This window comes from Halohasta salina, assembly GCF_024178165.1.
GTDB lineage: Archaea > Halobacteriota > Halobacteria > Halobacteriales > Haloferacaceae > Halohasta > Halohasta salina.
Genome location: NZ_JAMZIE010000001.1, coordinates 264,732 through 291,500 on the forward strand (window position 1 = coordinate 264,732; position 26,769 = coordinate 291,500).

The following is a 26,769-nucleotide window of genomic DNA, read 5'->3' on the forward strand; positions in this document are numbered from 1 at the left end:
CCGTCGTGGAGCGACGACGTCGAACAAAAGGCACAGTTACGAGCCGTGAGCTACGAGTCGTCGGAGCCGACGATAGGTAGCCGGATCGTGACCGTGCTGCCGGGTTCGCGTTCGTGGTAGGTGAGTTCGCCGCCGTAGGCCTCGGTGACCCACCGGACCAGCCAGAGGCCGAGGCCGCTGCCGTGTTCGAGCTGTGAGATCTCGGTGTCGCCGGTGACGACCGCCCACTCGGCCGGCGGGATGCCCGGGCCGTTGTCGCTGATCGTGATCGTCGCGGTGTCGGCGTCGGCCGCGACCGCAACCGACACCGCGGGCGTCTCCCGGTGGTTGTGTTCGACCGCGTTGTCGACCAGTTCGGTGATCGCCGTTTCGAGCGGCGGTCCGGCCGCGACGGTGACCGACGCGAGTTCGTCGGTCGAGACGTCGGCCGCCTCGTAGGTCGTCGCGCAGGCCGCGATGGTGCCGTCGACGAGTTCGTCGAGTTCGACCGGCCGGCGGTCGAGTTCGCGGTGGCCGACGACCGACTCGATGGTGTTGGCGGTCTCGCTGAGCTCGGCCAGCTGGGTAGCGTTCGACCGGATGCGGTCGGCGAACTGCCGGTGGCGCTCGTCGTCGAGTTCGCTCATCAGCAGCTCGGCGAACCCCTCGATGACGTTGAGATCGTTCCGGAGGTTGTGGCGGAGCAGCCGGTGGAGCACCTGCAGCTGGATCTCCCGCTGTTTGAGCGCGGTGATGTCGGTGTAGATCTCGAAGCCGCCGGGGGCGTCCCCGAGGTCGTAGCTCACACTCCGGTAGAGGAAGTACTTCGTCCCCTCGGTGGTCGTGAGCTTCAGCTCCCACTCGCCCTCCGAGCGGAGCCCGTCGGCCGACTGGGGGATCCCGCTTTCGACGACCCGGTCGTCGTCGAGGGCGATCGGCGCGGCTTCGGCTGCCGCATCGTCGCCCCCGTCGCCGAACAGCGACCGGAAGGCGCTGTTGACACCCTCGACGGTCGCTCCGTCGTCCTCAAGGCGGATCTCGTCTACGGGATCGGTGAGGTTCTCGAACAGATAGGTAAACCGCTCGCGCTCGGCGGCGGCGGCCTCCTTGGCCGAGACGAGATCCGAGATGTCGTGGATCGTCACCACCGCCTCGGGCCGCCCCTCGATGTGGGGCAGCGTCGAGGCCTCGACGCTGACGGGGACCGCCTCGTCGCCGACCAGCAGCGAGTCGGTAAAGCTGACGTCGCTGGCCGTTCGGTCGAAGAGATCGGCCAGCGGGCCGTCGTCGAGATCCGCGCCGGTGTCGGCGAGGAACGCCGCCAGCCCCCGTTCGGCGATCGTCGACCGGTCGGCATCGAGCCGGCGGGCCAGCGGATCGGTCAGCAGCTTGATCCGGCCCGCCGAGTCGACCACACACATCATCTCCTGGACGGATTCGAGGATCATCTCGTAGCGCCGGAGCGTCTGGCGGCGCTGGGTCCGGTTGAGCGCCTCCTCGGCGTTTGCAGTCAGCAATTGGACCAGCTGGCGGTCGGACTCCGAGAAGCCGCCGCCCTCGGCCCCGACGGTCAGGACGCCGTACTCCCCGAGGGGCACACAGAGCAGCGCCTCGGCGTCCCGGTAGGCCGAGCCGGCCGCCTCGGCCGGATCGTAGACCTCGGCCGCTCCCGACTCGAAGACCGAGCCGATCGGCCCCTCGCCGGCGACGGCCGTCTGGATGGTCTCGACCTCGCTGTCGACGACCTCGGTCGCCGCCTCCGGCCGGAGTTCCCCGGCGTCCTCGTCGAACAGGTGGACGATCGACCGGTCGTATCCGAGCACGTTGGAGACCGCCTCGACGACGAGTTCGGCGACCTCGCCGGTGGTTTCGGCGACCATCAGCGCCCGGGTCACCGTCAGCAGTCCGCTGAGGGTTCGCTCCCGTTCCTGTTGGTCACTGATGTCTCGGAGCGTCCCGACGCTGCCGCGGAACTGGTCGTCGAACGGCAGCAGGGCGATGTGGTCGGTGCAGGGAACCGTCCGGCCGTCGGCGGTCTCGATATCGAGATCCAGCGAGAGTTCGGCCTCGGCGGTCGAATCCTCGCGCACCCGGCGGATCTCCTCCCGGAGCGCCCGCTCGGCGCGAGCGACCGTCCGGTCGCTTTTGAACACACTGACGTGCGAGCCGAGGAGTTCCGACCGGCTGTAGCCAGTGAGATCCGCCAGCCCCCGGTTGACGTACGTAAACCGGCCGGCGGGATCCAGCGCGTAGACGCCGTCGGAGACGGTTTCGAGGATCCCCTCGTAGCGCTCGACGTCGTCGACTATCGCCGGAGTCGGCTCACCGTCGGCTGTCGCGTCGGTCGGCGACGGGGACGTCCAGACGACGGCGACCCGGTCGGGTGGGGCCCCCGTGGCGGCCCCGCCGGCGGGGGTGGCAACGAGGCGGCCGCCGTCGACGTTCTCGACGACGGGCTCGTCGGGATCGGCATCCAGCCGATCGATCGCACCGGCGATCGACTCCTCGGCGGGCGTCGACGGGAGGGCCCACAGTGGTGAGGGATCGTCGCCCGGCGTGGGTGCGGGAACGTCGCCGGCAGTCCGTCGGACTCGGCCGTCGGGGTCGACGATAGCCGCGGCAAGCCCCGGTGGCTCGGGTGGTGTGTCGGCGGCGTCGATCGCCGCGCGGATCCGCTCGCCGAACACGGTGGCATCGTCGTGCTCGCGTCGAACGTGAACGGCAGCACAGCCGCGGTCGCGGGCGACTGTCAGTAAATCGGGCGATTCGACGTAGGCCACGCGGGGGAGGGCGAGACGCTCTGCGAGGACCGCTCCGAGTGAATCGGTCGACGGGGGTGGTTCGGTGCCGTAGTGGCAGACGAGACAGTCGGGGGTCGGCTCCGTGAGGGAAGCCACGAGGTCGACCGGATCGGAGGCGATCCGGACGGTCGTCCGTGACAGCGTCGCATCGAGCCGGGAGCCGAGTTCGGTTTGCGGGGTGTCCGACATCTCGTAGACCACGATCTGCATCCGTGGCTGGGACCGGTCGGCGGCGGTATCCCGGCTGCTCATATGCTCTGCCCATCGGTTCCCACCTTCAGCAATTAAACCTCTGTCTCAAATTATCAGTTATTGTACTCACGGGACACGGCTTCGTCCGTCGAACCGCCTTTGGGGTGGATCTGGCGTCGACGACAGAACTGTCAACAGAACAATTGTTGCGGCGATGCATCCGACACGATGGCGTCTCCGGGGGTGTTTTGATCGGGCGGGCGAACGCCTAGCTATGCGCACGATCTGTCTGGTCGGGCCGAGCGACAGCGGCAAAACCACGCTCCTGACGGCGCTGATCGGCGAACTCCGTGACTACGGCCGCGTGGCGACGGTCAAATCGATCCACCACGACGTCGAGATCGACACCCCCGGCAAGGACACCTATCGGCACCGCGAGGCGGGCGCGGACACCGTCGTTGGCTTGACACCCTCGTTATCGTTTCAGGTGACCCCCGGTGGGAAGGACGCGGCGGCCAGCGAGACGGCACTGCTGGAAGCGACGGTCGACTCCCTGCGTGCGGAGGGGTACGACTTCGTCCTCGTCGAGGGATTCCACGATTCGGCGTATCCGAAGATCGCCGTCGGCGAACGCGCGGACACCGAACCGCCGGTCGTCGCCAGCGGGACGGTCGACTCGCTGGACCCCGCGGCGTTGGCCGCGAACATCGCCGACGGCACGCTGGTCGACTGATCAGGTGTCGTAGGCCGCCTCGAAGAAGTCGGCCTCCAGTCGGACGGTGCGCTCGAAGTGTCGGGCGACGCGGGCCTGCTGGTCGGCGGGGAGCGTCGGCCCGACGGCGTCCAACTGCTCGCGGAGCCAGCCGACGAAGGCGATAAATCCCGGATTCGCGTGGAGGTCGATCCACTCGGCGAGGTAGAACGCGTCGGGTCGGTCGTCGGCTTCGGCGGTCGCCCACGTCAGGTACACCCACTCGGCGGGGACGAGCACGGCGAGCGTCTCGGCGTAGCCACCACGGTTGGTCGCCGCTTCGATCAGGTCGACCATCGCCTCGGTTGTCGCGGTCAGGTCGGGATCGGTTCGGTCCGGTTCGGGGACGTCGAGTGCCTCGAAGGCACGCTCGAAGTAGTCGTTCTCGTCGTCGGTGACGACATCGAGGAACTCGATCAGTCGCCGCTTGGCCGCCATCGAGGGGGCCTCGCCGACCGCGTGGCCGAAGGCACCGACTAACGTGTCGACGAAGGCGTAATCCTGCGTTAGGTAGCGCCTAACGACGGCGTCGTCAAGCGTGCCCGCGCCGAGTCCGCGGGTGAACCGGTGGGTCGTGGCCTCGGTCCACGCGGGCTCCGATCGCTCGCGGAGCCAGTCGGTGAACCGCGGGTCGTCGGTCGCTGCGGCGTACGCGTCGTAGCTGTCGGGCGCCGCGGCCGCCGGGTCGCTGCTCATAGCCCCCATCCCTCCTCAGTGTAGGCCATCTCCCAGAACCGGTATTCGAGCTTCGCGCTGGTGAGAAACACCGCCTCCATCGCCTCCTGCTGGCCGGGAGAGGCGTCCCAGCAGTCGTCGACGAACCCCCGGCACCAGTCGACCTCCGCGCGGAACTCGTCGCTCGTGTAGAGCTCGATAAACGGCGTATACCGGTGTTCTTCGTCGGCCAACTCGGCCATGTGGTCGGCGACGTCGAGATACCCCTGCATACAGGGGTAGAGGGCGGCGGCGATCTCCGCGAGACTTCCCTCGTAGGCCGTCCGCAGCAGGAAGTTCGTGTAGGCGACACAGGTCGGGGCCTTCTCGGTGGCCTCGAGCTCGCCTCGCGAGATCCCGTAGTCGGCCGCGAACGACCGGTGGAGGTCCATCTCAGTGTCCAGTACGCTGTGGGCGACACCCAACAGGTCGGTCATCGTCTCCTCGTCGCGGGCTTTGGTGCCCGCAACGGCGAACAGTCGAGCGTAGTCCTGCAGATACCGGTAGTCCTGTCTGACCCAGTGTTCGAACGCCGCTTCGTCGAGCGTCCCCGCGGCGAGTTCGGTCACGAACGGGTGGGATTTCTGTGCCGCCCAGATTGCTGCGCCCACATCTAGGAGCCGCTGGCTCCCGGACATCTGTGTATCGGACATACCTTTCCTATCGGCCACGCCGGTTATATTAGTTGCTGATATAATATAGTTATATCGGGGCGTAGCTATCGTGGCTGGTCGGAGGTGGCAACTGCAGAAACCGGGGTCGGTGACTACTCGACGTCGGGTTGTTCGTCGGCGGTGTCGGCCGTCGACTCCGATCCGGTCGTCACTCGGCTGGCGATCGGATCTGTGACCGTCTCGAGGAGTCCCAGTTCCCGGTTGCGGTAGCTCGTGACCGTTTTGTGAGCCAGCGGGTAGGCGATGGCCGTCGCCACGACCGCGAGAATCAGGTTCCCGACCCAGAGCCGGACCAGGACGTCCCAACCGACATCCAGCGAGACGGCACTGCGGACGCTTTCGATCCCCTCGACGGGGCCGAGCAGGAACGTCCCGAGGCTGATACTGGTGCCGTAGACACCCCATTTGACCGCCGGGTTCAACACCAGCACCGAGGCGAACAGGGCGACCTTGCTGATCCGTGCGAACAGGTACGACAGCACGACGAAGACGAGCAGTCCGGTGCCCAGCGTCGGTAGCATGGTAATGAACACGCCGAGGGCGAAGCTGCCGGCGATTTCTTGGGACGTGTAGTCCCCTGCGAACGCCTCCAAGAGCTCCTCCTGGACCCGTTCGAGATACCGGTTCAGCCGGGCACGCATGCGACTGTATAGATGCGGCTTAGGGTCAAATAGGTACGGATTGCCGACAGGCGTGTGTACGTATCCGGTATGTATCTACTGCGTAGTCGGCCGCAGGCTGGCCAACAGCGACATTCCGACAGGCGCCGTTGTCGCCTCTGAGGCTGTCTCGCGCTCACGCGACTGCATCAGTGTCTCGTCGCCCAGTCGCCGGAGTTCGTGGCTGGCCGACCGCGAGACGTCTGGACCCTGCAATGAGTATCCGACACCCTCCACCTGACGCGGCTGTCTGCGCCGCTGCCCCGGCTCGGGTCTCTCGGCCACCAGCGGACGCACCATCCGCCACAACGGCACTGTGTATCGACACGCGCAGGACCGACCGCCGGCTCCGGTGGGGACCCGCCCCTGGAACCCCCGGCGGCGTTCGTCTCCCCTCCGAGGTCACCCATGTCTGAATCAGGAGACCCGTCGCTCGACGACGTGCTGTCGGTGCTCGAAGCTTGGCACTTGGTCGTCGTCTCGAACCGCCAGCCGTACCGCCACACCTTCGACGAGGACGACGAGATCGCCGTCGACCGCCCCGCCGGCGGGCTGACAGCCGGCCTCGATCCGGTCGTCCAAAAGACCGACGGCACCTGGGTCGCTTGGGGTGATGGCGACGCCGACAGGGAGACCACCGACGACAACGATGCGGTTCGGGTCCCCCCCGAGGATCCGGCCTACACGCTCAAACGCGTCTGGCTCTCGGAGTCGGACGTCGCCGACTACTACTACGGGTTCAGCAACCGGGTGCTGTGGCCGCTGTGTCACAGCCTCGTAGACCGGGTCACCTTCGAGGACCGCCACTGGGAGCGGTACCGCGAGGTCAATCAGAAATTCGCCGACAGCGTCGTCGAGACGGTCGCCTCGGACACCGACGACTCGGTCGACGACACCCCGAGCGATCACGACACCCCCACCGACTACGATACCGTCGTCTGGTTTCAGGACTACCACTTCGGCCTCGCCCCGCAGTTCGTCCGCGAATCCATCGGCGACGAAGCCTTGCTGAGCCAGTTTTGGCACATCCCGTGGCCCGAACGCGAGGTGTTTCGGGACTGCCCCCACGGGGCCGAACTGCTTCGGGGCCTCCTCGCGAACGACTTGCTGGGATTCCACGTTCCGGCGTACTGTGCGAACTTCCTCGACTGCGTGTCGACGATGCTCCCCGAGGCGGCGGTCGACTGGGAGGCGTGGACCGTCTCGCTGGCCGACACCGATCACAGATCACGCGTGCGAGCGTTCCCGATGGGCGTCGACACCGAAGGGATCGCCGAGTACGCCGCGGCCCCCGACGAGGGATTCTGGGAGCAGTTCCGCGCCGACTACGGGATCCTCGACGACCAGCAGGTCGCGGTCGGCATCGATCGGCTCGACTACACCAAGGGCATCCCCGAGCGACTGGCCGCTATCGAGCGACTGCTTGAGGCCCACCCCAACTGGCTGGGGGAGTTCACCTACGTCCAGAAGGCGACCCCGAGCCGCACCGAGATTCCAGAATACCGCGAACTCGGCCGGCAGGTCGACCGCGCCGTCGAGCGGATCAACGACCGGTTCGGGACCGACGACTGGCAGCCGATCATCGAAATCGACGACTACCTCTCGGAGGAAGCTCTCTACGGCCTGTGTCGACACAGCGACCTCGCCATCGTGAGTTCGCTGGCCGACGGCATGAACCTCGTCGCTATGGAGTACGTCTCCGCCCAGATCGACCGGAACGGCGTGTTGCTCCTCAGCGAACGGGCCGGGGCCGACGAACTGCTGGGCGATGCGGCGGTCTCGATCGATCCGACCGACACCGAGACCTTTGCGTCCCGACTTGATCTTGCCCTCTCGATGCCAGACGCCGAGCGCCGCCGCCGGATGACCGCCCTCCGGTCGACCGTCGAAACGACGAACATCCAGTCGTGGATGGCCGACGTCTTCGCGTCGACGCTCACACTCGACCACCCACCGACAGAGACCGATGTCAGAACACGATAACCCCTCACAGACCGCCGACACGACCGACACGCGTCCCGACACACCGCTGGTTTGGGACCATCTTCGGACCGTCCGCCGACAACTCCGTGTAGCCGATGGCCTGCTGTTCGGCACCGATTTCGACGGCACGCTCTCGCCGATCGAGGAAGACCCCGAGGCCCCCGAGCCGACCGCCGAAAACCTGCGGTCGCTGCGGACGTTGCGTGACCATCCACAGGTCCGGCCCGCCGTCATCAGCGGCCGTGGGCTGGCGGACTTGCGGGAGCGCGTCGGCATCGAAGGCGTCGACTACGTCGGCAACCACGGACTGGAACTCGGCATCGACGGCCGGCGGGAGACCCATCCCGACGCCGCCGTAGCCGAACCGAAAATCGAGGAGATCTGCAACGAACTCGGCCGCCGGCTGGCGGACATCGAGGGGACGGTCGTCGAGAACAAGGGCGTGACCGCGACGATCCACTACCGGATGGTCGACCGCGAGGAAGTCGAGACGGTCCGGGAGCACGTCTTCGACGCCGTCGCCGAACGTGGCGACGACGAGGTCGAGATCCACGACGGCAAGGAGAGCCTCGAACTCCGCCCCGCGGCCGACTGGGACAAGGGGAGTGCCATCGCCCAACTCCAGGAACACGTCGACGGCTGGCAGCCGCTGTATATCGGCGACGACACGACCGACGAGGCCGCCTTCGAGGCGATCACGCCCAACGGGATCACCGTCCACGTCGGAGACCGCGAGACGGTCGCCGACTACCGGGTGCGGTCGCCGGCGGAGGCGGAGGTGTTCGTCCGGTGGCTGGTTACCGACGGGCTGACACTGCTCGAACGCGAGCCGGCGGCGTAGCGAACGCCCGCCCCGGAACCCTTTTGCGAGCGCCACGTCAAAACTGGTGTATATGGGAATGGGCTCGGACATGTATCGCCAGCAGATCCTCGATCACTACAAGAGCCCCCGCAACTACGGGGAACTCGAGGATCCGGACTTCTCTCACACCGGGGAGAACCCCTCCTGTGGCGACACGATCCAAATGGACGTGCGGCTCGAAGACGACGGCGAAACCATCGAGTACGTCAGCTTCACCGGCGACGGCTGTGCGATCTCACAGGCCTCCGCCAGCATGCTCTCGGAGCGACTGGTCGGGATGTCACTCGACGAACTCGAGGCGTTGGAGACCGACGACATCGTCGACATGCTCGGGGTCACCATCTCGCCGATGCGGATCCCCTGTGCCGTGTTGGGCAATCAGGTCGCCAAGGACGGCGCGAAGATTCACACGGGTGACCTCGACCCCGAGGAGTACGGCGAGACGATCACCGAGGAGTAGCGACCGGCTCGTTATCGGATTCAGCGTCGACTCATAACAGTGATACGGCTGTCCCGCCGAGGCGCGACCACACGTGAGTTCGCTGCTCGTAACGACGGTCGCCGGCGCGGTGTTCGGGGTCTCGCTGGCCGCGCCACCGGGTCCGATGAACGCGATCATCGCCGAGGAGAGCGTCCTCCGCGGGTGGACGGCTGGCGTTCGCGCCGGCCTCGGGGCACTGCTCGCCGACGCGATCTTCTTCGTCCTGACGCTCGTCGGCGTCACCGCGGTCGTCCAGCGGTATGACCTGCTGTCGGGGCTGCTGTATCTGCTCGGTGGGGGCCTCATGCTCTTTTTCGCCGTCGACGCCGCCTCGAACGCCCGTGCCGAGGCCGGGTTCGTCGACGGCGAGACGACCGTCGGAGCCACGGGCTTCCAGAAGGCGTTCGTCCTCGCAATCACCAACCCCTACCAGATCGTCTTCTGGCTCACCGTCGGTGTCGGCCTCGCTCGCCCCGGCACGCTCGCGCTGGCCGACCACGTCCCCGCGCCGGTCGCGACAGTGGTGGGGGATCTGGTCGTCGAGACGGGGAGTCCGACGCTGGTCGGCGGCTTCTTCGGCGGGATCGTGCTGTGGGTCACCGCCTTCCCGGCCGCCCTCGTCGCCGGCGGCCGGCGGGTCGACGGCTTCGCACCCGCTATCGCCGCCGGAAGCGCCGCGGTCCTCGCGGGGTTCGGCCTACTGTTCTGCTGGCTTGGGGCGACTGCGCTGCTCTGAGCGGTCAGCCGACGTGAGCGGGCCACGGGCACACTGCTGCAAGAATTGCCCCGGTCTCGGAGGGCCCTCCCCGCGATCACCGGCGGCTTCCTGTCTCTACAGTCGGGCTGAACGCGATTTCACCGGCGCTGTGGTCGGTCGAGCGTCGACCGAGATAGCCGCAACCGTTCGGGGTTTCTGTGACCGGCCGCTGGCACGTCCAACCGGCCAACAGCGGGTCGACCGGCCCCGAGCCCGCGATTCGGCCGGCTCGCCCCGCGCGAGCGCGTCGCAGACGCCCGTCACCGTTGCACCGGCCGTCCCGTTTTAGCCCTCGTGGGACGCTTGTGGTGGTATGACCGTCGACACCGACGCCGAACGCCGACCCGAGCCCGTCGAGACACCACCGCAGCCGACCCGTCCGAGCGGCACCGAGCCCGACGAATGGCGGTTCGGTGCCTACCCCCGACTCGTCGAGGACACCGACGGCTGTCCCCGCTGAGTGGCCGGCACCCCCAATACGACTTCTTACCGCCACCGTCGACCGCTCGCTACGGTCCTCGATCGGCCACTACCGACCGCTCGGCGTTTCCCGCCCGCGATTGCCTCTCACTGCCGGCCGTAGTTGTGTGGGTATCAAACAACGGATAATCTACAAACTAATTGTAGACTGATTCTAGGATCGGTTCCTCGAAAGGGTTTCCCATAGTCTTGTAATCTACACACATTTTTATATTCGATATCCTTCCCAGTTCCTACACGGTTGATGATGATAGCCAATTCAGACTGGACGCTCGGAGCGCGGAGGGATCGATGAGTCGATCACCGAACGGAACGACCGGGAGCCGGCGACCGGCAGTCGACGGGCCCACGGCCGTCCCGACGCCGGCGAGCGACGCCCCACCGGTCCGGCGGCTGCCGCCGCGGAGGGTCGGCGTATGACTACCGAGATCGTGATCGTCGGCGGCGGCGTCGGCGGGACGGTAACGGCCAACCGGTTGCAGAAGGAGCTCCACCGGGAGGTATCGAGCGGCGACGTCCGGATCCGGCTGGTCTCCGAGACGCCGTACCACGTCTACAAGCCGACGTTCTTCTACGTCCCGTGGGGGGAGGCCGAACCCGAGGACGCCAGCCGGCCGCTGGCCGATCTGGTCGACCGGCGGATCGATCTGGTCTACGATCGGGTCACCCACATCGACACGAGCGGGAAGTCCCTCGACCTCGCCGAGAACGGCTCGATCCCCTACGACTACCTCGTCGTCGCAACCGGCGCGGCCCCGGATATCGAGGGGACCCCGGGGTTCGGCGCGGACGGCAACGGCCATCACATCTACGACGCCGAGGCGGCGATGGAACTCCGCCGGGAGCTGTCGGCGTTCGACAGCGGGCGGCTCGTCTTCTCGGTCGTCGAGATGCCCCACGTCTGTCCGGCCGTCCCGATCGAGTTCACGATGCTGGCCGACGCCCGCTTCCGACAGCTCGGGACGCGCGACGACATCGACATCACCTACACCTACCCGATCTCCCAACTCCACAGCGTCGACGCCGCCGCCGAGTGGGTCGAACCGCGGTTCGACGACCGGGGAATCGAGACCTACACGGAGTTCGCGTTCGATACCGTGGATTCCGACGCCGAGGTGATCCACGCCGCCGACGGCACCGAACTGGAGTACGACCTGCTGGTCGGGGTCCCGGGATTCGAGCCGAGCCCGCTCATCGCGGAGTCGGGGCTCGGGGAGTCGTGGATGGAGGTCGACAAACACACCCTCGAATCCGACCACGCCGACGGCGTCTTCGGCGTCGGCGACGTGACGAACATCCCGACGAGCAAGGCGGGCAGTGTCGCCCACTACGCCGCCGGGACGGTCGTCGACCGGGTAGCCGCGCTGGCCCGTGGCCACGAACCCCGGACGACCTTCGACGGCGATGCGATCTGTTTCCTGGAAGCTGGCACCGACTCCGGCTCACATATGAGCTTCACCTACGACAGCGAGCCGGTGATCCGCAACGAGACCGAGTTCGTCCACTGGGCGAAACTCGCGTACAACGAGACCTACTGGCTGACTGCGCGGGGACTCGCGTGATACTATGAGTGGAGAACAACTCGATCCGAACGCCGAATCGGTACAGAACGCCCTCGACACGCTGGTCGAACTCGAAGAGACCGGCACGCTCGACGACCTCGCGGCGGCGGCGAACGTCGTCTCGCTGGCGGCCGAAGCCGTCGACGAGGACATGGTCCGGTCGACGACCCGGGCGCTCGTCCACGCGGGCGAACTGTTCGACAGCGCCGCCGGCGAACCCGAGGCTATCCGGAACCTCGAACTGCTCACCGCCGCGCTCAGCGATACCGCCGCCGATCCGGCCGACCCCCCGGACGGGGTGGGGCCGATCGGCGCAGCCCGGAAGCTGAACGATCCGCAGGTCAAACGCGGGATGGGCTTCCTGCTCACGCTGTTGGCCGAACTCGGCGAGCAACTCGACACCCGCGCCCGCCGCTACGACTTCGAGACCGGCGTCGACGAGGATCGGATCTGACCGCCCACCGGGGGCCTACAGCCGGTCGGCCAGATCCTCGGCGAAGTAGGTCAAAATGAGGTCCGCACCGGCCCGTTTAATACTCAACAGCGATTCGTAGGCCGTCGCTTCGAGATCCAGCCACCCCTTCTCGGCGGCGGCATGCAGCATCGCGTACTCCCCGGAGACGTTGTATGCGGCCACCGGCTGGTCGACCTCCCGGCGGACCTCGCTGACGACATCGAGGTAGGGGAGAGCGGGTTTGACCATCAGTACGTCCGCACCCTCCTCGACGTCCAGTCGGACCTCTCGCAACGCCTCGCGGCTGTTGGCGGGGTCCATCTGGTAGTGTCTGCGGTCGCCGAAGGCGGGTGCGCCGTCGGCGGCATCCCGGAACGGCCCGTAAAACGAGGACTCGTATTTGGCGGCGTAGCTCATGATCGGGACGTGCTCGAACCCCGCCTCGTCGAGGGCCGCCCGGATCGCCCCGACCATTCCGTCGGTCATACTGGATGGTGCGACCATGTCCGCGCCGGCCTCGGCCTGCGAGACGGCCGTCTTCGCCAGCAACTCGAGGGTGTCGTCGTTTTCGACCGTCAGCGTCGGGTCGTCGTGGGCGTGGGGCTCGACGACGCCACAGTGGCCGTGGTCGGTGTACTCACAGAGACAGACGTCGCCGATGACGTAGGCGTCGGTGTTGGCGGTGATCTCCCGGATCCCGCGCTGGACGACGCCGTCGTCGGCGTAGGCCTCGCTGCCGACCTCGTCTTTCGCGTCGGGGACGCCGAAGACGATGACCGCCTTGACGCCCGTCTCGCGGATCTCTTCGACCCGGGCGGCCGCCTCGTCGACGGGGACGCGTTCGTGGCCGGGCATCGACTCGATCGGCACGCGCTCGTCGGTCGTTTCGTCGACGAAGACGGGCGCGATGAGGTCGCGGGCGTCGAGTGTCGTCTCCCGGACGAGCGGCCGGATGCCGTCGGTCCGGAGCCGCCGCGGGCGGTCGCTGGGCTCGAATGACATATCTCGACATGGGAACGCCGGCGGCAAAGGGATATCGCTCTACGGCGGGCTGAGGGCCGTCAGTCGGTGCGGGTAACGTCGAGCTGGTCTTCGAGCGAGGCGAGCTCCTCGGAGTCGTTGATGACTTCGAGCCGCTCGCGGAAGTGGTCGGTACAGAGGCCGACTTTCACACCACCCTTTTCGGCCGCGAACGCGGCCTCCTCCTCGCAGTAGTGACAGCGCATACCCGACGGTGGGGCTCCAGACGGTTTAACCCACCGCTCGCGCCAGACGACGCCGAAACCGGTCGAACGCCGCCCCCGAGATTCCCGCCCGTCCCAGCCGCTCGTCGTGGGCGTCGCTCCCGCCGGTCACGAGCAGATCGTGACGCTCCCGAACCTCGTCGAGCCGGTCGGTGTCGACCGGCCGGTCGTACGGATACGGTCCTTCGATCGCATCGAGGTCGGCCGCCAGTTCGAGGGCCGCCTCCGGGTCGGGGTACCGGAACGGGTGGGCGAGGCTCACGACCGCACACGACGCCGACAGCAGCTCGATACCGCGGTCGACCGGCGTCACCGATCGGGGCACGTAACAGGGGCCGTCGTCGCCGATCAGCTCGGCGAACGCCCGGTCGACGTCGTAGGGGGCGTCGCTGTCGGCGATCGCCCGCGCGATGTGGGGCCGGCCGATGCCGCTGTGAGGCTCGATCCCGAGGTCGACGTCGAGCCGCGACTCGACGCGGTCGATAATCCCCCGGCCGCGCTCGCGGCGGTCCGCCTGGAGTCGGTCGAGTTCGGCGGCCAACTCGGGGGTGGGGTCGACGCCGTAGCCCAGCAGGTCGACGCGCCCGTCGCCGGTGTCGACCCGGAGTTCGATCCCCCGAACGACCGTGAGCCCGTCGTGGTCGGTCACGGGGGCCGACAGCGCCGGGTGGACGATGTCGTGGTCGGTCACCGCGACCCAGTCGACGCCGGCCCGACGGGCGGCCGCTGGCAGCGTCGCCATCGTGAGCACGCCGTCGGAGGCTGTCGTATGCAGGTGGAGATCCGCAACCGGAGCCGTGCCCATACCAGCGGTAGGCAACCACTACTCAAACCGATGTCGGACGACCGTCGCTGGATAGGTGAAGCGATCTCTGACAATCCTTAATGAATATTAGGTGTAGGGTCGACCTCCCAATAGTTCATGGACAATCATTAAGTTAGTGTGGCACCCACAACTGGGTATGCGATTGACCAGAACCGAACACGCGTTCGTCGACCACAACTATCCAGCGACAACCGCGGAACTCGTCGCGGACTACGGTGACAGCGAGATCACCCTCCCGAACGGGACCGAGACGGTCGGCGAGATCCTCGGTCGACTGGGCGACGACACCTACGAGAACTCCGAGGCCGTTAGTCAGGCGCTGCTGACGGGCGTCAGCCACAAGGCGATCGGCCGGCGGTTCTACAGCGACCGCGACCAGTATTCGCCCGGCGAACACGGCCCCGAGCAGGTCTCGTTTTAAGTAGCCGCCGACTACTTTTATACGAAGGTGATCGCGTCGTCCAGCGACAGCGGCAGCCGACCCTTCCGATAGCCTTCGACCGAGCCGTCGGGGCGGGCCCGGAAGACGACCGCCGGCCGGTGGCGGACGTCCGGCTGTTCGTCGGCGACTGCCGCCCACTCGTCGTCGGGGAACGACGAGCAGTCGACCAGCAGGACGACGCCGCCGGCGTGGGCGTCGAGTTGGCCGTCGGTTTTGGTTTTGACTGTATCACGGACCGCCGACAGCGGCGAGTCCGCGGCCCGCCGGCCGGTCGGCAGCGGCCGGGTCACCTCGACGAGCACCCCTTGCCCGCCATCGGTGTCGGGTGGATCCGCCCGGAAGTCGATCGAGTGACCCGTGGTCACCTCGATCTCGGGGGTGATCTCGTAGCCGGCGTCGACGAGGACCTTCGCGACGTTGAACTCGCCCATCGCGGCGGTCATCCGGGTCAGATCCATGTAGTCGGAGGTACCGAGCTTGCCGGCCATCTCCTCCTGATAGGGGTCGAGTGCGCCGGTGTGGAGCACCGACTCGTAGTAGTCGAGGGCCGCCTCCCGGGAGGTGTCGGGGAAGCCGGCGGCGTGGTCTCGGAAGAACTCCCGGGTCGTCTCCCGGCCGTCCTTCGAGAGGAAGACCGGCAGGAAGAACCAAGAGAGATGCGGGTAGTCCGCAAGCCACGGCGACTCCATGTGGAGTTGGGCCAGCAGTTCGCGTTCGGCCCACCGCCGGACGGGGTACGGAACCTCCGCAAAGCCGTACTTATCGGTTTTCCAGAGCGAACTCGGGGTTTCGGTGTTCCCGAGCCAGTAGCCGGCCGGCCCGCCGTCCGTACCGTCGGGACCCTCGTCGCCGTCGGTCCAGCAGAACAGTGCGATATCGCCGTTGTCCATCTCGAAGCGCCGGGCGTCGTACCCCGACGGCGACTGGTACCACGGCCCACGCATCTCGGCACCGAGGTTCGAATCCAGCGGCTGGAAAATCGCCGACCGAACGCGGTCGAGCGACCAGCCCTCCGGGGCGTATCTGAACCGAAGCGGTCGTGCCACGTCTGTGCAGAGACAACGGGGGTAGTTACATATTCGGATTACACCGGTCGCTCGCCCGCCGCCGAGATCCACCTGAACGACCGTTAGGTATAAATTGACACCGCTCCAAGGTATGGTATACCATGTCTATGGGGGCATACGACGAGGACGAACACGAGCGGCGCGAAGCGAAGGCGTCGACGGTCGACGCCGATTTCGATCAGGAACGCAAGGAGTTCCGCGGCTCGGTGACCGACGACACGGGCGCGTCGGCCGACGAGCTGCTGGACCAGTTCGAGAAACTCAACAGTGAGTAGCCGACCACGCGGCAGCACGGCCTGTGGTATCGATTGCTGTTTTCCGATCGAAGATAGCTAAGCGGCCGGTATAGATCCGAGAACACACACACACACACACACACCGCGTGGTGCGTAGCGTCACGCTCGGCGTTTTGAGAATGCGGGAAAAGTGGGCCGGCGCAGATTCGAACTGCGGTTACGGCCACCCGAAGGCCGAAGGATACCAAGCTACCCCACCGGCCCGCAGTCGACCGGACGCCCCCACCGATTTTAACGGTTGTGTTCTCGCTGCCCCACGTCAGTACGTCTCGTAGCCTGCGGTGTCGAGCCAGTTGTGGACCACCGTCATCGTCTGGTCGGCGTGGAGCACCTCGGGGCCGACGCTGAGCCGCCGGTCGGCCGTCTCGGCCAGCAGTTCCGCTTCCGCGGCGGTGAAATCGTGGTGATCCGACAGCACGAAGATCGGATTCTCGGGGGGCGCGGCGTCGACCAGCGGCTCGCCGTCCTCGTGGCATTCGAGGACCGTCCCCTCACGGGCGACGGCTTCGAGTGTCGACTCGAAGCCCATCCGGTAGAGTTCGACGCCCGGCGAGACGTCGGCGGGCTGGTGGCCGATGGCGTCCTGTCGGGCCTCCAGTGCGCCCCGGATCCGCGAGGCGACCGCCCGCTCGTTGGGATACAGTCGCTTGGCGGTCGACCCGTCGAACCGGACCGTGTACTCGTCGTCGAGGACGAGATGGACGCGGACGTCCTCGCGGATGCCATGCGAGCGGAACAGCCCGGCGTTGACACACCGACACAGGACGTCGAGCCGGCCCGCGCCGCCGGCGAGATCCGACAACGAGAAGTCGGGGGTGGTCGGGGCGTCGTGGCCGAGCACGATGAACTGACGCATACCCCCGACTCGCGCCGGGGTAGGTTAGTCGCTGGTGGTTTCGCTCGGCGCTCACGCGGCCGTCGGCAGGTAGGTGTTGCCCTCGCGGGCAACCAGATCCATACCGACCAGCGTGTTGAGGATCGGCAGCAGCGAGATCGTCTTCATTTCGAGGGATTGATTCAGCTCGTCGACCGTCGACTCCCCGGTGACCTGCAGGTAGAGATAGACGAGTTTCGTTCCATCCGACGTAAGCTCGGCGGGGACCGTGACCGATGTCGGATCGGTAGGACCGTACGACTCCGTGGTGGGTGATTCTGTATCGGACATGCGTAGGTGGGTTGACGCCGACGAGCCGAGCGGGGGTATCCTGTCGCTCTCGGTGTCGGGGACCACGCCCACAACCGGTCTCGTCGGACGCTTCGTCTCGGTGGTCCACCCGCTGGGTAATAGCTGTTGTGTGGGGTACAGTTGGATGTCTTCCGGACCGATTAAACACCTAAAACGGCTTGCAGTCGACTGTTTTCGATTCGTATCTATCAGCCTGCGTATTCGAGCGGTCGGTCGGCGTCGAGTCTGTCGAGCCCGTCGGTGATCGTTCGGGTCGTCTCGCCGTCGACGTGGGGGTAGACCGCACACAGCTCGTCGTCCTCGTAGACGGCCAGACAGAGACACGGCAGCGACAGCACCCGGTAGGTTTCGTTGGTGATCTCGCAGTCGACCGATTCCACGTTGAACGCCGATTTCAGCGCTACCGACTCCCTGACGGCCCACTGTTGAAACGTGGTGAAGTGGTCGAACACCCGCCGGTAGTAGGTCGTCCCTTCGAGCGGCCCCGCGATCCGGATCGCCTTCGTCCACACGTTGATATCGAAGTCGTCGATGCGGCCTTCGGCTTCGAGATCGTCGAGTCGATCCAACACCGTCTGTTTCTGTTGCTCACAGCCGAGTTCCGGGTCCGCCCGCACGAAGAGCGTGACCCGTCGGTGTGGTTTCTCGTCCCCGTTGATCATCATGGGGGCGGTACGCTTAGCACCGGTATATAATGCCACACCCGTCTCAGCGCCGACGTTCAGTACGCTAAGGGCGTTTCCTCAGGAAGAAAAGACGGTCCGTTCCTACTCGACGGGTTCGGGCACCGGATCGATCAGTACGACTGCCTCGCCTTTGATCAGTTGCTTGTCGGATTCGTTACGGACGTTCGTCGACAGGATGTATTTGTCGTCTTCGAGGTCGTCGACGACCTCGACGGTCGCGGTCAGTCGGTCGCCGATGTAGGCCGGAGCGAGGAACGTCATATCCTGTGAGAGATAGATCGTCAGACCGGGGAGCCGCGCGAGGGCGGCGCTGATCAGCCCCGAGACGAGGGTTCCGTGGGCGATCCGGTCGCCGAACCGGCTCTCCTCGGCGAACTCGCTTTCGAGGTGGAGCCGGTTGGTGTCTCCCGAAACCTCGGCGAAGGCGGCCACGTCCTCGTCCGTAAGCGTTTTCGTAAACGTGATCCGGTCACCGACCGTCAGCTCGTCTTCCGCGTCGGCCTCACGGGTGAGTTCCCACTCGGGACGGGCGTAGGCGACCGACGGCCCGCCGCTGGTTCGGTCGGTGTCGCTAAAGCCGTAGGCCGCCAGCGCTGCGCGGTTGACCTCGACGGCACTCCGGACCAGATGGCCGGTCGCCCGAACCCACGCATCGGCCATGTTGTACGGTACTGCCTCGATCCCTGCAGTTGATTCTTCACCATTCATAATTGATGATATTCGGAACTCAGTGGGTACCGTTCTTATCCGTTTCGGTCACCACCCTCCTGTCGACGGTCGCCATCAACATCAGTCGACCTGTTGTACGGTGTTCCGTCATTTACCATTTGTTGCCATCAGATGGTACGAGTTGGTATTTGGCGACAAGGATTAAGTAGGAGTCGGCCGAAGTTGTAGTCGAGATGACGAACAGTCCGGACGAGATGGCGTGGTCGCCGATGCAGTTTGCGACACAACTGCAGGAGGCGAGCCAAGAGATGACCACCCAGCAAATGCAGGCGTTCACCGAACTCCTGTCGGGGCGACGAGACAGCAGTCAGTCGACGCTCGATCCGGCGGGGTTGACCTCGCTCGGAACCGAGATGGCGATGTTCAAAACGCGTGTGCAGAGCGGTGGTCGTATCAGTATCCCCGACACCGAACGCGAAGTGCTGGGTATCGACGAGGGAGATATCGTCCAGACGTTCGTCATTCCAGTACCGCAGTCCTCCAGCGGTTCCGATCAGTAACACGATCTCAGTGATTCCAATGAGTAATACCAACCAGTCCCCGCGTATGAACCCGATGGCATCGATGATCGCAATGCAGCGGCAGTCGATCAAACAGGGCCAGCAGATGCTCTCCCAGAGCATGAACGCCCAGCGGCAGCTGCCCCGCATGTGGAAGGACGCGATCGAGTCCCAGCGGTCTGTCCAGAAGACGGGCCTCGAAGCCAGCCGCAGCCTCGCCAAAGGGATGGTAGAGATGATGGAAGCGAGCGTCCCCAGCGACCAGCCGATGGTCGGCGAGGACGAACACGACGCCAGCGAGCGTCAGCACGAGGCCTTCGAGAGCCTCCATCAGGCGGTCGACGACCAGTTCGAGGCCGTAGACGAGATCAGCGACCAGACGTGGGAGTCGATCGAGGGGCAGCTCGAGGAGAACGCCGACAATTACGCCGAGTTCGTCGACCAGTCGACCTCGATGACCGAGGAGTCGGTCAACGCCGTCGTCGAGTCGCTCGAAGACATGGAGTCGGAGGTCGGCGAAGGCGTCGGCTACGGCGGCGACATCGGGACGACCCGAATGGACGTCGACATCGACGACGAAGAGACGGCCTAAACAGCCAGCAGAGCCCTCCGATGTCCGATACTAATCAGTCGACAGCAGCCGGTGAACAGTGGAGCGAGTACGCCGAGGAGATGAACCGCTCGTTCGTCGAGGCCTTCGAGCAGAACATGCGGATGCAGTCGGAGTTTCTCGACTCGTGGCGCGAGTCGCTCGCCGACAGCGGTCTCGACGAGACGACCGTCGACGGGATGCAGGGGGTCAGCCGGGCCTACGAGGTCTGGATGGAGGCCGCCGACGCCCAGTACGAACTGGTCGACGAGTCGCTCCGCGGCGAGGACGTCGTGCTGGAGTCGTTCCGTGACGTCTGGCTCAACGCGGCCAACGACGCATTCAAAGAGGTGATGGGAACCGGCGCGTTCGCCGCGGCGACGGGCCAGACGGTCGGCGATATGCTCGAAGCGAGCGAACAGCTCGACGAGCTCAATCGGGAGACGCTCCACTCGTTCGGCTTCGCCACCGACGACGACATCGCGGAGGTCGGCGAGCGGCTGGTCGAACTCGAACGCCGACAGCAGGCCGTCGAACGGAAACTCGATCAGGTGCTCGAACGCCTCGACCACGACGACTCATGAACCCCTTTACCGCCACCGTCGACGCCCAGCAGCGCGGCTTCGATGCCGCCGCGGAGTACTTCGAGAAGGTCCCAAAGCTTGCCGAACAGGTCGACCGCGTCGCCGACATCGAGGTCGGACTGACGCCCAACGAGGTCGTCTACGAGGAGAACAAGCTCGAACTGCTCCACTACACTCCCGAGATGGCGGGCATCGAGCCCGAGACCCGACAGGACGTCCCGATCCTCATCGTCTACGCGCTTATCAACAAACCCTACATCCTCGACCTCCAGCCCGACCGCAGCGTGATCCGTCGACTTCTGGAGGGCGGCTTCGACGTCTACCTCATCGACTGGGGCGAACCCTCCCGGCTGGATGCGAGCCTCACCATCGAGGACTACGTGCGGCGGTACACCGACAACTGCGTCGACGTCGTCGCCGAGCGCTCCGATCAGGAGTCGATCAACCTCTTGGGCTACTGCATGGGCGGGACGATGAGCGTCATGTACGCCGCCTTGTTCCCCGAGAAGGTCAGGAATTTGGGACTGATGGCCGCCGGGCTCTGTTTCGACGACACCGGTGGCGTCCTCGAACTCTGGGGCGACGAGGCGTATTACGACGCCGAACAGGTCGCCGACACCTTCGGCAACATCCCGGCGGACTTCCTCGATATCGGCTTCGCGCTGATGGACCCGGTCTCGAACTACGTGAGCAAGTACCTCCGGCTCTACGAGAACGTCGAGGACGACGAGTTCGTCGAGAACTTCGCTCGGATGGAGCGGTGGCTCGACGAGGGGATCGACGTCGCGGGCGAGACCTACACGGAGTTCATCGAGGACATCTACCAGGACAACAAACTCGCGCGCAATGAGTACTACCTCGGCGACGACCACGTCGACCTCGGTAACATCGACCTGCCGATCGTGCAGGTGATCGGCCACTACGACCACCTGATTCCCCCGGAGTCGAGTACGGGATTCAACGAGCTGGTGCCCGGCAACGTGACCACTTTCGAGGCACGGTCGGGCCACATCGGGCTATCGGTCTCCTCGACATCCCACGACGAACTGTGGCCGAACGTCGCCGCGTGGTTCGCCGAGCGGTCCCAGCCGGAAGCCGACAGCGACGAACCCGAGGACGAAGCCGAAGCCGACGAGACGACGACGGCCAGCGAGGCCGACGCCCGCGAGATCGACGACAGCGACGTCGACACCGAGGCAGCGTATGGCGACGAAGACCTCGACAGCGAGTACGGCGACGAGGAGGTCGATGGCGAGTACGGCGATGAAGACCTCGACAGCGAGTACGGCGACGAGGAGGTCGCCGAGAGCGACGACGCCGAAGACGTCGAGCGTGACGAGGATCACGAGGCCGAAAGCGACGTGACCGACACGGAGTCACCCGCGGAACCCGACGACGAGCACCGAGAGCCGACGTTTACCAAGGAGACCGAGCCGCTGGAGTCGGTGTACGGAATCGGTCCCCACTACGCCGAACAGCTCCGCGAGGCGGGCGTCGAGAGCATCGACGCTCTCGTCGACGCTGACGCCGAACGGCTGGCCGACGACGTCGGTGTCTCGGTCGACCGCGCAGCCGAGTGGATCGAAAACGCCGGGAACCACGGTTCCTGAGTGGGCGCGTAGTTGGGTCCGGTCTGTCACGATCTGTTTCTGCTCGAATTGACCGTACTGGCTACTGTAACAAGACTTAATGGCGGATTCGACACACCAGTAGACAAGCGGTCGACACGGTGTGTCCCCACTACTCCCTCCACCGATCGCCCCCAGTTCGACAGCCACCGAGCCGACAGCTCGTCGAGACAGGGGCGTTTCTCACACCCAGTGTAACCGCTCGATCCCCGCAATATGAACCTAGACTCTCAGACGTGTGTTGTGACCGGCTCGTCACGCGGTATCGGCAGAGGAATCGCAACCGAACTCGGCAGCCACGGCGCGAACGTCGTCGTCAACTACCGCTCGTCGGAAGGCGAGGCCTACGATGTCGTCGACGCCATCGAGGCCGACGGCGGCACTGCCATCGCCGTTCAGGCCGACGTCACCGACGGCGAGGCGGTCGACGCGATGGCCGACCGGGTTCGGAACGCCTTCGGGCCCGCCGACGTCCTGATCAACAACGCCGGCATCACGGTCGACAAGCGGTTCGACGAGATGACCCGCGAGGACTGGGATGCGGTGATGGAGGTCAACCTCGGCGGCGTCTACAACTGCACCGACGCCTTCTACGACGACCTCCGGGCGGCCGACCACGGCCGGCTGATCAACATCTCCAGCGTCGTCGGCCAGCAGGGCAACTACGGACAGGCCAACTACGCGGCGGCCAAAAGCGGCCTGTTCGGCTTCACGCGAACGATCGCCCTCGAACTCGCCTCGACGGGGACGACCGCCAACTGCGTCTCGCCGGGGTTCGTCGAGACCGATATGCTCGCCGACGTCCCCGAGCGCGTCCGCGAGAAGATCCGTAACCGGATCCCGCTGGACCGGTTCGCCGAGGTCGAGGACATCACCGGCATCGTCCGGTTCCTCGCCGGCCCCGACGCCGACTACATGACCGGCCAGATCCTCGGAGTCAACGGCGGCATGGAGTGGTAGCCCCCGCGCCCCCGGCTTCGGCCCGACCGGTCGACCGTCGGTCAGTCCGACCGATCGGACAGATGTCGACTCGGTAGGTTCTTATAAGCGGACGGCCTTCCATGAGAAGGAATGTCTAGTGGGACCTCGGACGGCGATCTCACGCTCACGCCGGCCGATAGACGTATTTTAGCATACCTCGCGGTCTCGGGTGCGGACTACCCAGCACTGATCGCCTCGAACACCGGGCTCCACGTCCCGCTGGTCGAACGCCGCTGTCTCGTTCTCGAAGCCGCCGGCCTGCTCGAACCGGTCAGCGGCGAGGTCATCTACCGCCTCACCGCGTACGGCCGCTCGGTCGCCCGGTAGCCGCCGGTCGAGACGGCACGGGCCCCCGTTTCAATCGGTCAGCCCGTAGCCCCGCTTGAACAGCGCGATGTCGAGCCCCACCACGACGGCGGCCCCGCCAGACAACACCGCCAGCGAGGTCAGGGGGTCGACCTCCGCGACACCCAGAAAGCCGTAGCGGACGCCGTTGACCATGTACACCATCGGGTTCAACAAGGAAATGTCCCGGAGCAGCGGCGGCAGATCACCCAGCGAGTAGAAGACGGCTCCGAAAAACACCAGCGGCCGCAACAGGAACTGGTTCATCATCGTCAGGTCGTCGAAGTCCTCGGCGACCAGTCCGCCGACGATGCCGAGGCTCGCAAACAGCAGCGTGATCACGAGCATGAACGCGACGAGGAACAGCGGCTGGGCGACCGGGACCGACTGGTAGAGCCCGCCGATGATCACCACCCCGAGCACGGAGATGAGCGTCCCGACCAGCACGCCGCGCAACGCCGACGACAGCAGGTAGGCCCAGACCATCCCCGCATACGACAGCGGCGAGGTCAGCGTCTCGTCGATGTACTCGTTCCACCGGCCGTGGAAGATCGAAAACGAGGCGTTCTCGAAGGCGTTGGAGACCGCCCCCAGCACCACGAGGCCGGGCAGGATAAACAGGATGTAGGGGACGCCGATGATCTCGCCGACGCGGTCGCCGAGGACGACGCCGAACACCGAGAAGTACAGCACGTTGGTGATAAACGGCGGGACGAAGGTGTTTCGCGGTCGACGCACATACCGGAGGATCTCCCGTTTCACGAGGGTATAAAACCCGGTCGGGACGCCGGCCGACGCGGCCATGCGGTCGACGACGCTCATCGGTCGACCGCCTCGCTCCGGCCGCCATCGGGAGCCACTGGCTGTTCTTCCGCCGGTTCGTCCTCGTCGACCGCGTCGCTCGCCCGCTCGTCGGGCGTCGCGTCGCGTTCGGCCGTGCGGGTCATCTCGACGAAGATCTCTTCGAGGGAGGTCCGAGCGATCTCCAGATCCACGATCTCCAGTCCGGCCCGGTCGAGTTCGCGGACCAGTTCCGGCGCGACCAGTCCACCCTCGCGGGCGGTGACTTCGAGTTTGTGACCGTTGAGGTCGACCGACTCCACGCGGTCGTCGCCGGCCAGTAGCGCCGGCACTTCAGTCGGGGTCGACCTGAGTTCGACGACGATCCGGTCGGCCCCACGGCCTTTGAGTTCCTCGGGGGTAGCGACCGCTCGCACCGACCCCGAATCAAGGATGGCGACCTCGTCACAGAGGCGTTCGGCCTCCTCGATGTAGTGGGTCGTCAGCAGGATTGTCGTCCCCTGCTCGTTGAGTTCGGTGACCAGATCCCACAGGTCTCGCCGGAGCTGGACGTCGACGCCGGCGCTCGGCTCGTCGAGGATCAGCAGGTCGGGATCGGTGATCAGTGCCCGCGCCAGCAGAAAGCGCCGTTTCATCCCGCCGGAGAGCCAGTCGAAGCGCGTATCCCGCTTGTCGTAGATGCCCACCTGTTTGAGCACCTCGTCGGCCCGCTGGCGGGCCTCGTGGGCCGGAATCCCGTGATAGCCAGCCTTGTGTTCGAGCACCTCTCGGATCGGGAAAAAGCGGTCGACGTTGAACTCCTGTGGCGCGAGGCCGATGGCGTTGCGAGCCTCCTGATAGTCCGCTTCGACGTCGTGGCCGAAGACGCGGGCGGTCCCGCCGGATTTCCGGACGAGCCCGACGAGAATGTTGATGAAGGTCGTCTTGCCCGCCCCGTTGGGGCCGAGCAGGCCGAAGAAGCTCCCTTCGGGGACGGTCAGCGAGACGCCATCGAGGGCCGTTACGTCCTCGTACTCCTTTTTCAACTCCCGGATTTCGAGGGCCGGCCCGCTCATTCGTCGACCTCCGTCCGATCGGCGAGGCCGGCCGCGCGGTCGACGAGTTCGAACACGCCGTCGTCGGCCACGCCGTAGTAGCTCCACTTGCCCTCCTTCCGGGTAGTGACGAGTCCGACATCGGTCAGGTGGCGAAGCTGCGAGGCGACCGTCGACTGCGGCGCGTCGACGGCGGTCTGCAGCTCACAGACACAACACTCGCCGTCCCGAAGCGCCCACAACAGGCGGAGCCGTAGGGGATTCGAGAGCGTCCCACAGAGACGGCTCACTCGGTCGGCGACCGCAGGATTGCCCGCCCGCTCGCGGAGGGTCGCCGCCTCCGCCTCGGGGTCGTCGTAGAGTCGCGACAGGGAGTCTGGCAGCTCACCCGTCGACGCGGTCGAATCAGTCATATCGTAGTCGTTCGATATGAGTCTGCCACCTAAATACTGCGTGATCGGGCTCCTGCGTGGCTGTGTCTCACAGTCTCGATCGGCGGTCGGGGGCTACGCTACGTGACGGTCGACGCGCTCGCGGAGTACGCGACAACGGTCCCGTTCAGGCCGACCGTGGTGACTCTCAACTCGACGTGAACAATCCATAACCCGGTCGAAGCCCGTGTATTCCCCACGCTTCCCAATGGTCTCCGCAATCGATTCGGCCCTCCGGTCGACCGGCCGCCGAGTCATCGCCACCGCCCCGCGGCTCGAAGGCCCGCTTTCGGCCGCCCGCACGGCCTACGTCCGAGCGATTCTCGACGCCGTCGCGTGGCGGCACCGCCGCCAGCACGCCGCGCCGATCGACCCCTACGAACTACTGTGGGTCGACCCCGACGACATCGAGTACGTCGCCGCGGAGTTCGAGGGCCCGAAGTTCCAGCGACTCGGCCGGGTAGTCGGCGGCGACTGGGACGTGCCGGACATCCGGTTTGCCGAGACCGACATCTTTCAGGGGTTCAAAAGCCACTTCGACGGCGGCGTGCCGTGGGCCGAAACGGCCTTTTTCGAGCGCGTGGCCGCCGGGATCGAACTCGGCCGGACGCCGTGGGGCTGTGACTCGCGAGTGGCCCTCGAAGAGCGCTGTCGACGGCTCGACGCGCTCTACGACCGGATCGACCGCGAGGGGTATCTGAGCCAGCCCGAACTGCTCGACCACGACGGTGACGATCCGATGGGGGCCGGGCGGACCGATCGGCTCGGCCGGCTGATCAAAGACGAGATTTCGGTCGACATCGGCCGCAACGGCGAGCTGTTGTTCGCCGACGGCCGCAACCGGCTGTCGATCGCCACACTGCTGGGCGTCGACCGGGTTCCGGCCTTGGTGCTCGTTCGCCACGATCGCTGGCAGCGGCTCCGTGATCGGGTCGCGACGACCGGGCGCAAACCGACTGGACTGGCCGACCATCCGGATCTCCGGCGGCTCTGCGGAAGTGACACCGAGTGGGACCGGCCCCGATCGATCGAGCCGTGGCTGTAGCCGCCG

33 protein-coding genes and 1 tRNA gene are annotated in these 26,769 nt (G+C 66.0%); 18 read left to right on the forward strand and 16 right to left on the reverse strand.

The window, feature by feature from the left end; translation table 11 throughout:
• Positions 1-50: 50 nt before the first annotated feature.
• A complete protein-coding gene (locus NKJ34_RS01270; RefSeq protein ID WP_253736447.1) occupies positions 51-3,032 on the reverse strand; it encodes a PAS domain S-box protein in 2,982 nt (993 codons plus the stop codon).
• A 214-nt stretch (positions 3,033-3,246) separates the two neighbouring features.
• Between NKJ34_RS01270 and mobB the strand changes: the two genes are divergently transcribed.
• Positions 3,247-3,705: a molybdopterin-guanine dinucleotide biosynthesis protein B gene (gene mobB, locus NKJ34_RS01275; RefSeq protein ID WP_253736448.1), complete on the forward strand. Its 459-nt coding sequence runs from the start codon at positions 3,247-3,249 to the stop codon at positions 3,703-3,705.
• Here mobB and NKJ34_RS01280 read toward each other — a convergent pair whose 3' ends face one another.
• From NKJ34_RS01280 to NKJ34_RS01290, 3 genes are all read right to left on the reverse strand, one after another.
• Positions 3,706-4,419 carry a TenA family protein gene (locus NKJ34_RS01280; protein WP_253736449.1) on the reverse strand — a complete coding sequence of 238 codons (714 nt, stop codon included), beginning with the start codon at positions 4,417-4,419 and terminating at the stop codon, positions 3,706-3,708. It abuts the gene before it with no gap.
• Positions 4,416-5,075, reverse strand: a complete 660-nt coding sequence (gene tenA / locus NKJ34_RS01285) for a thiaminase II (protein WP_253736972.1) — start codon at positions 5,073-5,075, stop codon at positions 4,416-4,418. Before tenA ends, NKJ34_RS01280 begins: the two co-directional genes overlap by 4 nt.
• A 128-nt stretch (positions 5,076-5,203) precedes the next feature.
• Positions 5,204-5,752, reverse strand: coding sequence for a DUF2062 domain-containing protein (locus NKJ34_RS01290; RefSeq protein WP_253736450.1), 549 nt, complete (start codon positions 5,750-5,752; stop codon positions 5,204-5,206).
• A gap of 426 nt (positions 5,753-6,178) precedes the next feature.
• Between NKJ34_RS01290 and NKJ34_RS01295 the strand changes: the two genes are divergently transcribed.
• From NKJ34_RS01295 to NKJ34_RS01325, 8 genes are all read left to right on the forward strand, one after another.
• Entirely contained in the window at positions 6,179-7,753 is a 1,575-nt protein-coding gene (locus NKJ34_RS01295; protein ID WP_253736451.1) for an alpha,alpha-trehalose-phosphate synthase (UDP-forming), read from the forward strand.
• Positions 7,737-8,594 (forward strand): trehalose-phosphatase, encoded by an 858-nt coding sequence (gene otsB / locus NKJ34_RS01300; RefSeq protein WP_253736452.1) that lies wholly within the window; start codon positions 7,737-7,739, stop codon positions 8,592-8,594. The genes NKJ34_RS01295 and otsB overlap by 17 nt, the downstream gene beginning before the upstream one ends.
• Before the next feature lie 52 nt (positions 8,595-8,646).
• On the forward strand, positions 8,647-9,075 hold the full coding sequence (gene sufU, locus NKJ34_RS01305) for a Fe-S cluster assembly sulfur transfer protein SufU (protein ID WP_253736453.1): 429 nt from the start codon (positions 8,647-8,649) through the stop codon (positions 9,073-9,075).
• A gap of 73 nt (positions 9,076-9,148) precedes the next feature.
• Positions 9,149-9,832, forward strand: a complete 684-nt coding sequence (locus NKJ34_RS01310) for a LysE family translocator (protein WP_253736454.1) — start codon at positions 9,149-9,151, stop codon at positions 9,830-9,832.
• 334 nt (positions 9,833-10,166) lie between these two features.
• Entirely contained in the window at positions 10,167-10,313 is a 147-nt protein-coding gene (locus tag NKJ34_RS01315) for a hypothetical protein (RefSeq protein ID WP_253736455.1), read from the forward strand.
• A gap of 311 nt (positions 10,314-10,624) precedes the next feature.
• Positions 10,625-10,753, forward strand: coding sequence for a hypothetical protein (locus tag NKJ34_RS15715; protein WP_256488522.1), 129 nt, complete (start codon positions 10,625-10,627; stop codon positions 10,751-10,753).
• The gene (locus NKJ34_RS01320; RefSeq protein ID WP_253736456.1) at positions 10,750-11,895 is read left to right on the forward strand and encodes an NAD(P)/FAD-dependent oxidoreductase; all 1,146 of its coding nucleotides are present in this window, start codon (positions 10,750-10,752) and stop codon (positions 11,893-11,895) included. Before NKJ34_RS15715 ends, NKJ34_RS01320 begins: the two co-directional genes overlap by 4 nt.
• 4 nt (positions 11,896-11,899) lie before the next feature.
• A complete protein-coding gene (locus NKJ34_RS01325; RefSeq protein WP_253736457.1) occupies positions 11,900-12,349 on the forward strand; it encodes a helical membrane plugin domain-containing protein in 450 nt (149 codons plus the stop codon).
• A gap of 15 nt (positions 12,350-12,364) precedes the next feature.
• Here NKJ34_RS01325 and hemB read toward each other — a convergent pair whose 3' ends face one another.
• The 3 genes from hemB to NKJ34_RS01340 are packed head-to-tail and all read right to left on the reverse strand — an operon-like array spanning position 12,365 to position 14,398.
• Positions 12,365-13,351: a porphobilinogen synthase gene (gene hemB, locus NKJ34_RS01330; RefSeq protein WP_253736458.1), complete on the reverse strand. Its 987-nt coding sequence runs from the start codon at positions 13,349-13,351 to the stop codon at positions 12,365-12,367.
• Between the two features lie 59 nt (positions 13,352-13,410).
• Positions 13,411-13,575: a DUF6757 family protein gene (locus NKJ34_RS01335; protein ID WP_253736459.1), complete on the reverse strand. Its 165-nt coding sequence runs from the start codon at positions 13,573-13,575 to the stop codon at positions 13,411-13,413.
• Between the two features lie 25 nt (positions 13,576-13,600).
• Complete coding sequence (locus tag NKJ34_RS01340) at positions 13,601-14,398, reverse strand: PHP domain-containing protein (protein ID WP_253736460.1); 798 nt, start codon at positions 14,396-14,398, stop codon at positions 13,601-13,603.
• Between the two features lie 157 nt (positions 14,399-14,555).
• On the opposite strand from NKJ34_RS01340, the gene NKJ34_RS01345 reads away from it, so the two are divergent.
• The gene (locus NKJ34_RS01345) at positions 14,556-14,840 is read left to right on the forward strand and encodes a DUF5789 family protein (RefSeq protein WP_253736461.1); all 285 of its coding nucleotides are present in this window, start codon (positions 14,556-14,558) and stop codon (positions 14,838-14,840) included.
• 17 nt (positions 14,841-14,857) lie between these two features.
• Here the strand turns inward: NKJ34_RS01345 and NKJ34_RS01350 are convergent, their stop codons facing one another.
• Entirely contained in the window at positions 14,858-15,907 is a 1,050-nt protein-coding gene (locus NKJ34_RS01350) for a DUF5784 family protein (protein WP_253736462.1), read from the reverse strand.
• Positions 15,908-16,029: 122 nt separating this feature from the next.
• Here NKJ34_RS01350 and NKJ34_RS01355 point away from each other — a divergent pair, with 122 nt between their 5' ends.
• Positions 16,030-16,203: a DUF5786 family protein gene (locus NKJ34_RS01355; RefSeq protein ID WP_425491741.1), complete on the forward strand. Its 174-nt coding sequence runs from the start codon at positions 16,030-16,032 to the stop codon at positions 16,201-16,203.
• A 152-nt stretch (positions 16,204-16,355) separates the two neighbouring features.
• Here the strand turns inward: NKJ34_RS01355 and NKJ34_RS01360 are convergent.
• The 5 genes from NKJ34_RS01360 to NKJ34_RS01380 all read right to left on the reverse strand — a co-directional run bounded on the left by NKJ34_RS01360 (position 16,356) and on the right by NKJ34_RS01380 (position 18,804).
• A tRNA-Pro gene (locus tag NKJ34_RS01360) sits at positions 16,356-16,428 on the reverse strand.
• A gap of 55 nt (positions 16,429-16,483) precedes the next feature.
• Positions 16,484-17,080 carry a tRNA (pseudouridine(54)-N(1))-methyltransferase TrmY gene (gene trmY / locus NKJ34_RS01365; protein ID WP_253736463.1) on the reverse strand — a complete coding sequence of 199 codons (597 nt, stop codon included), beginning with the start codon at positions 17,078-17,080 and terminating at the stop codon, positions 16,484-16,486.
• 51 nt (positions 17,081-17,131) lie between these two features.
• The gene (locus NKJ34_RS01370; protein WP_253736465.1) at positions 17,132-17,389 is read right to left on the reverse strand and encodes a TrmB family transcriptional regulator; all 258 of its coding nucleotides are present in this window, start codon (positions 17,387-17,389) and stop codon (positions 17,132-17,134) included.
• Positions 17,390-17,598: 209 nt separating this feature from the next.
• Positions 17,599-18,075 carry an HTH domain-containing protein gene (locus NKJ34_RS01375; RefSeq protein ID WP_253736466.1) on the reverse strand — a complete coding sequence of 159 codons (477 nt, stop codon included), beginning with the start codon at positions 18,073-18,075 and terminating at the stop codon, positions 17,599-17,601.
• 102 nt (positions 18,076-18,177) lie between these two features.
• Positions 18,178-18,804 carry a MaoC family dehydratase gene (locus tag NKJ34_RS01380; RefSeq protein ID WP_253736467.1) on the reverse strand — a complete coding sequence of 209 codons (627 nt, stop codon included), beginning with the start codon at positions 18,802-18,804 and terminating at the stop codon, positions 18,178-18,180.
• Between the two features lie 194 nt (positions 18,805-18,998).
• Between NKJ34_RS01380 and NKJ34_RS01385 the strand changes: the two genes are divergently transcribed.
• The 6 genes from NKJ34_RS01385 (at position 18,999) to NKJ34_RS01410 (ending at position 23,434) form a co-directional block, all read left to right on the forward strand.
• Entirely contained in the window at positions 18,999-19,325 is a 327-nt protein-coding gene (locus tag NKJ34_RS01385) for an AbrB/MazE/SpoVT family DNA-binding domain-containing protein (protein ID WP_253736468.1), read from the forward strand.
• A 46-nt stretch (positions 19,326-19,371) separates the two neighbouring features.
• Positions 19,372-19,917, forward strand: a complete 546-nt coding sequence (locus tag NKJ34_RS01390) for a hypothetical protein (RefSeq protein ID WP_253736469.1) — start codon at positions 19,372-19,374, stop codon at positions 19,915-19,917.
• A gap of 20 nt (positions 19,918-19,937) precedes the next feature.
• Positions 19,938-20,498 (forward strand): poly(R)-hydroxyalkanoic acid synthase subunit, encoded by a 561-nt coding sequence (locus NKJ34_RS01395; protein ID WP_253736470.1) that lies wholly within the window; start codon positions 19,938-19,940, stop codon positions 20,496-20,498.
• Positions 20,495-22,108, forward strand: a complete 1,614-nt coding sequence (gene phaC / locus NKJ34_RS01400) for a class III poly(R)-hydroxyalkanoic acid synthase subunit PhaC (protein ID WP_253736471.1) — start codon at positions 20,495-20,497, stop codon at positions 22,106-22,108. Before NKJ34_RS01395 ends, phaC begins: the two co-directional genes overlap by 4 nt.
• A gap of 234 nt (positions 22,109-22,342) precedes the next feature.
• Positions 22,343-23,086 carry a beta-ketoacyl-ACP reductase gene (locus NKJ34_RS01405; protein WP_253736472.1) on the forward strand — a complete coding sequence of 248 codons (744 nt, stop codon included), beginning with the start codon at positions 22,343-22,345 and terminating at the stop codon, positions 23,084-23,086.
• Positions 23,087-23,197: 111 nt separating this feature from the next.
• Positions 23,198-23,434 carry a DUF2250 domain-containing protein gene (locus tag NKJ34_RS01410; protein ID WP_253736473.1) on the forward strand — a complete coding sequence of 79 codons (237 nt, stop codon included), beginning with the start codon at positions 23,198-23,200 and terminating at the stop codon, positions 23,432-23,434.
• 30 nt (positions 23,435-23,464) lie between these two features.
• Here the strand turns inward: NKJ34_RS01410 and NKJ34_RS01415 are convergent, their stop codons facing one another.
• From NKJ34_RS01415 to NKJ34_RS01425, 3 genes are read right to left on the reverse strand one after another with little or no spacing between them, the layout of a single operon-like run.
• Positions 23,465-24,274: an ABC transporter permease gene (locus NKJ34_RS01415; RefSeq protein ID WP_425491742.1), complete on the reverse strand. Its 810-nt coding sequence runs from the start codon at positions 24,272-24,274 to the stop codon at positions 23,465-23,467.
• Entirely contained in the window at positions 24,271-25,308 is a 1,038-nt protein-coding gene (locus tag NKJ34_RS01420) for an ABC transporter ATP-binding protein (RefSeq protein ID WP_253736474.1), read from the reverse strand. The genes NKJ34_RS01415 and NKJ34_RS01420 overlap by 4 nt, the downstream gene beginning before the upstream one ends.
• Positions 25,305-25,700: an ArsR/SmtB family transcription factor gene (locus NKJ34_RS01425; RefSeq protein ID WP_253736475.1), complete on the reverse strand. Its 396-nt coding sequence runs from the start codon at positions 25,698-25,700 to the stop codon at positions 25,305-25,307. Before NKJ34_RS01425 ends, NKJ34_RS01420 begins: the two co-directional genes overlap by 4 nt.
• A gap of 226 nt (positions 25,701-25,926) precedes the next feature.
• Here NKJ34_RS01425 and NKJ34_RS01430 point away from each other — a divergent pair, with 226 nt between their 5' ends.
• Entirely contained in the window at positions 25,927-26,763 is an 837-nt protein-coding gene (locus NKJ34_RS01430; RefSeq protein WP_253736476.1) for a hypothetical protein, read from the forward strand.
• Positions 26,764-26,769: the final 6 nt, after the last annotated feature.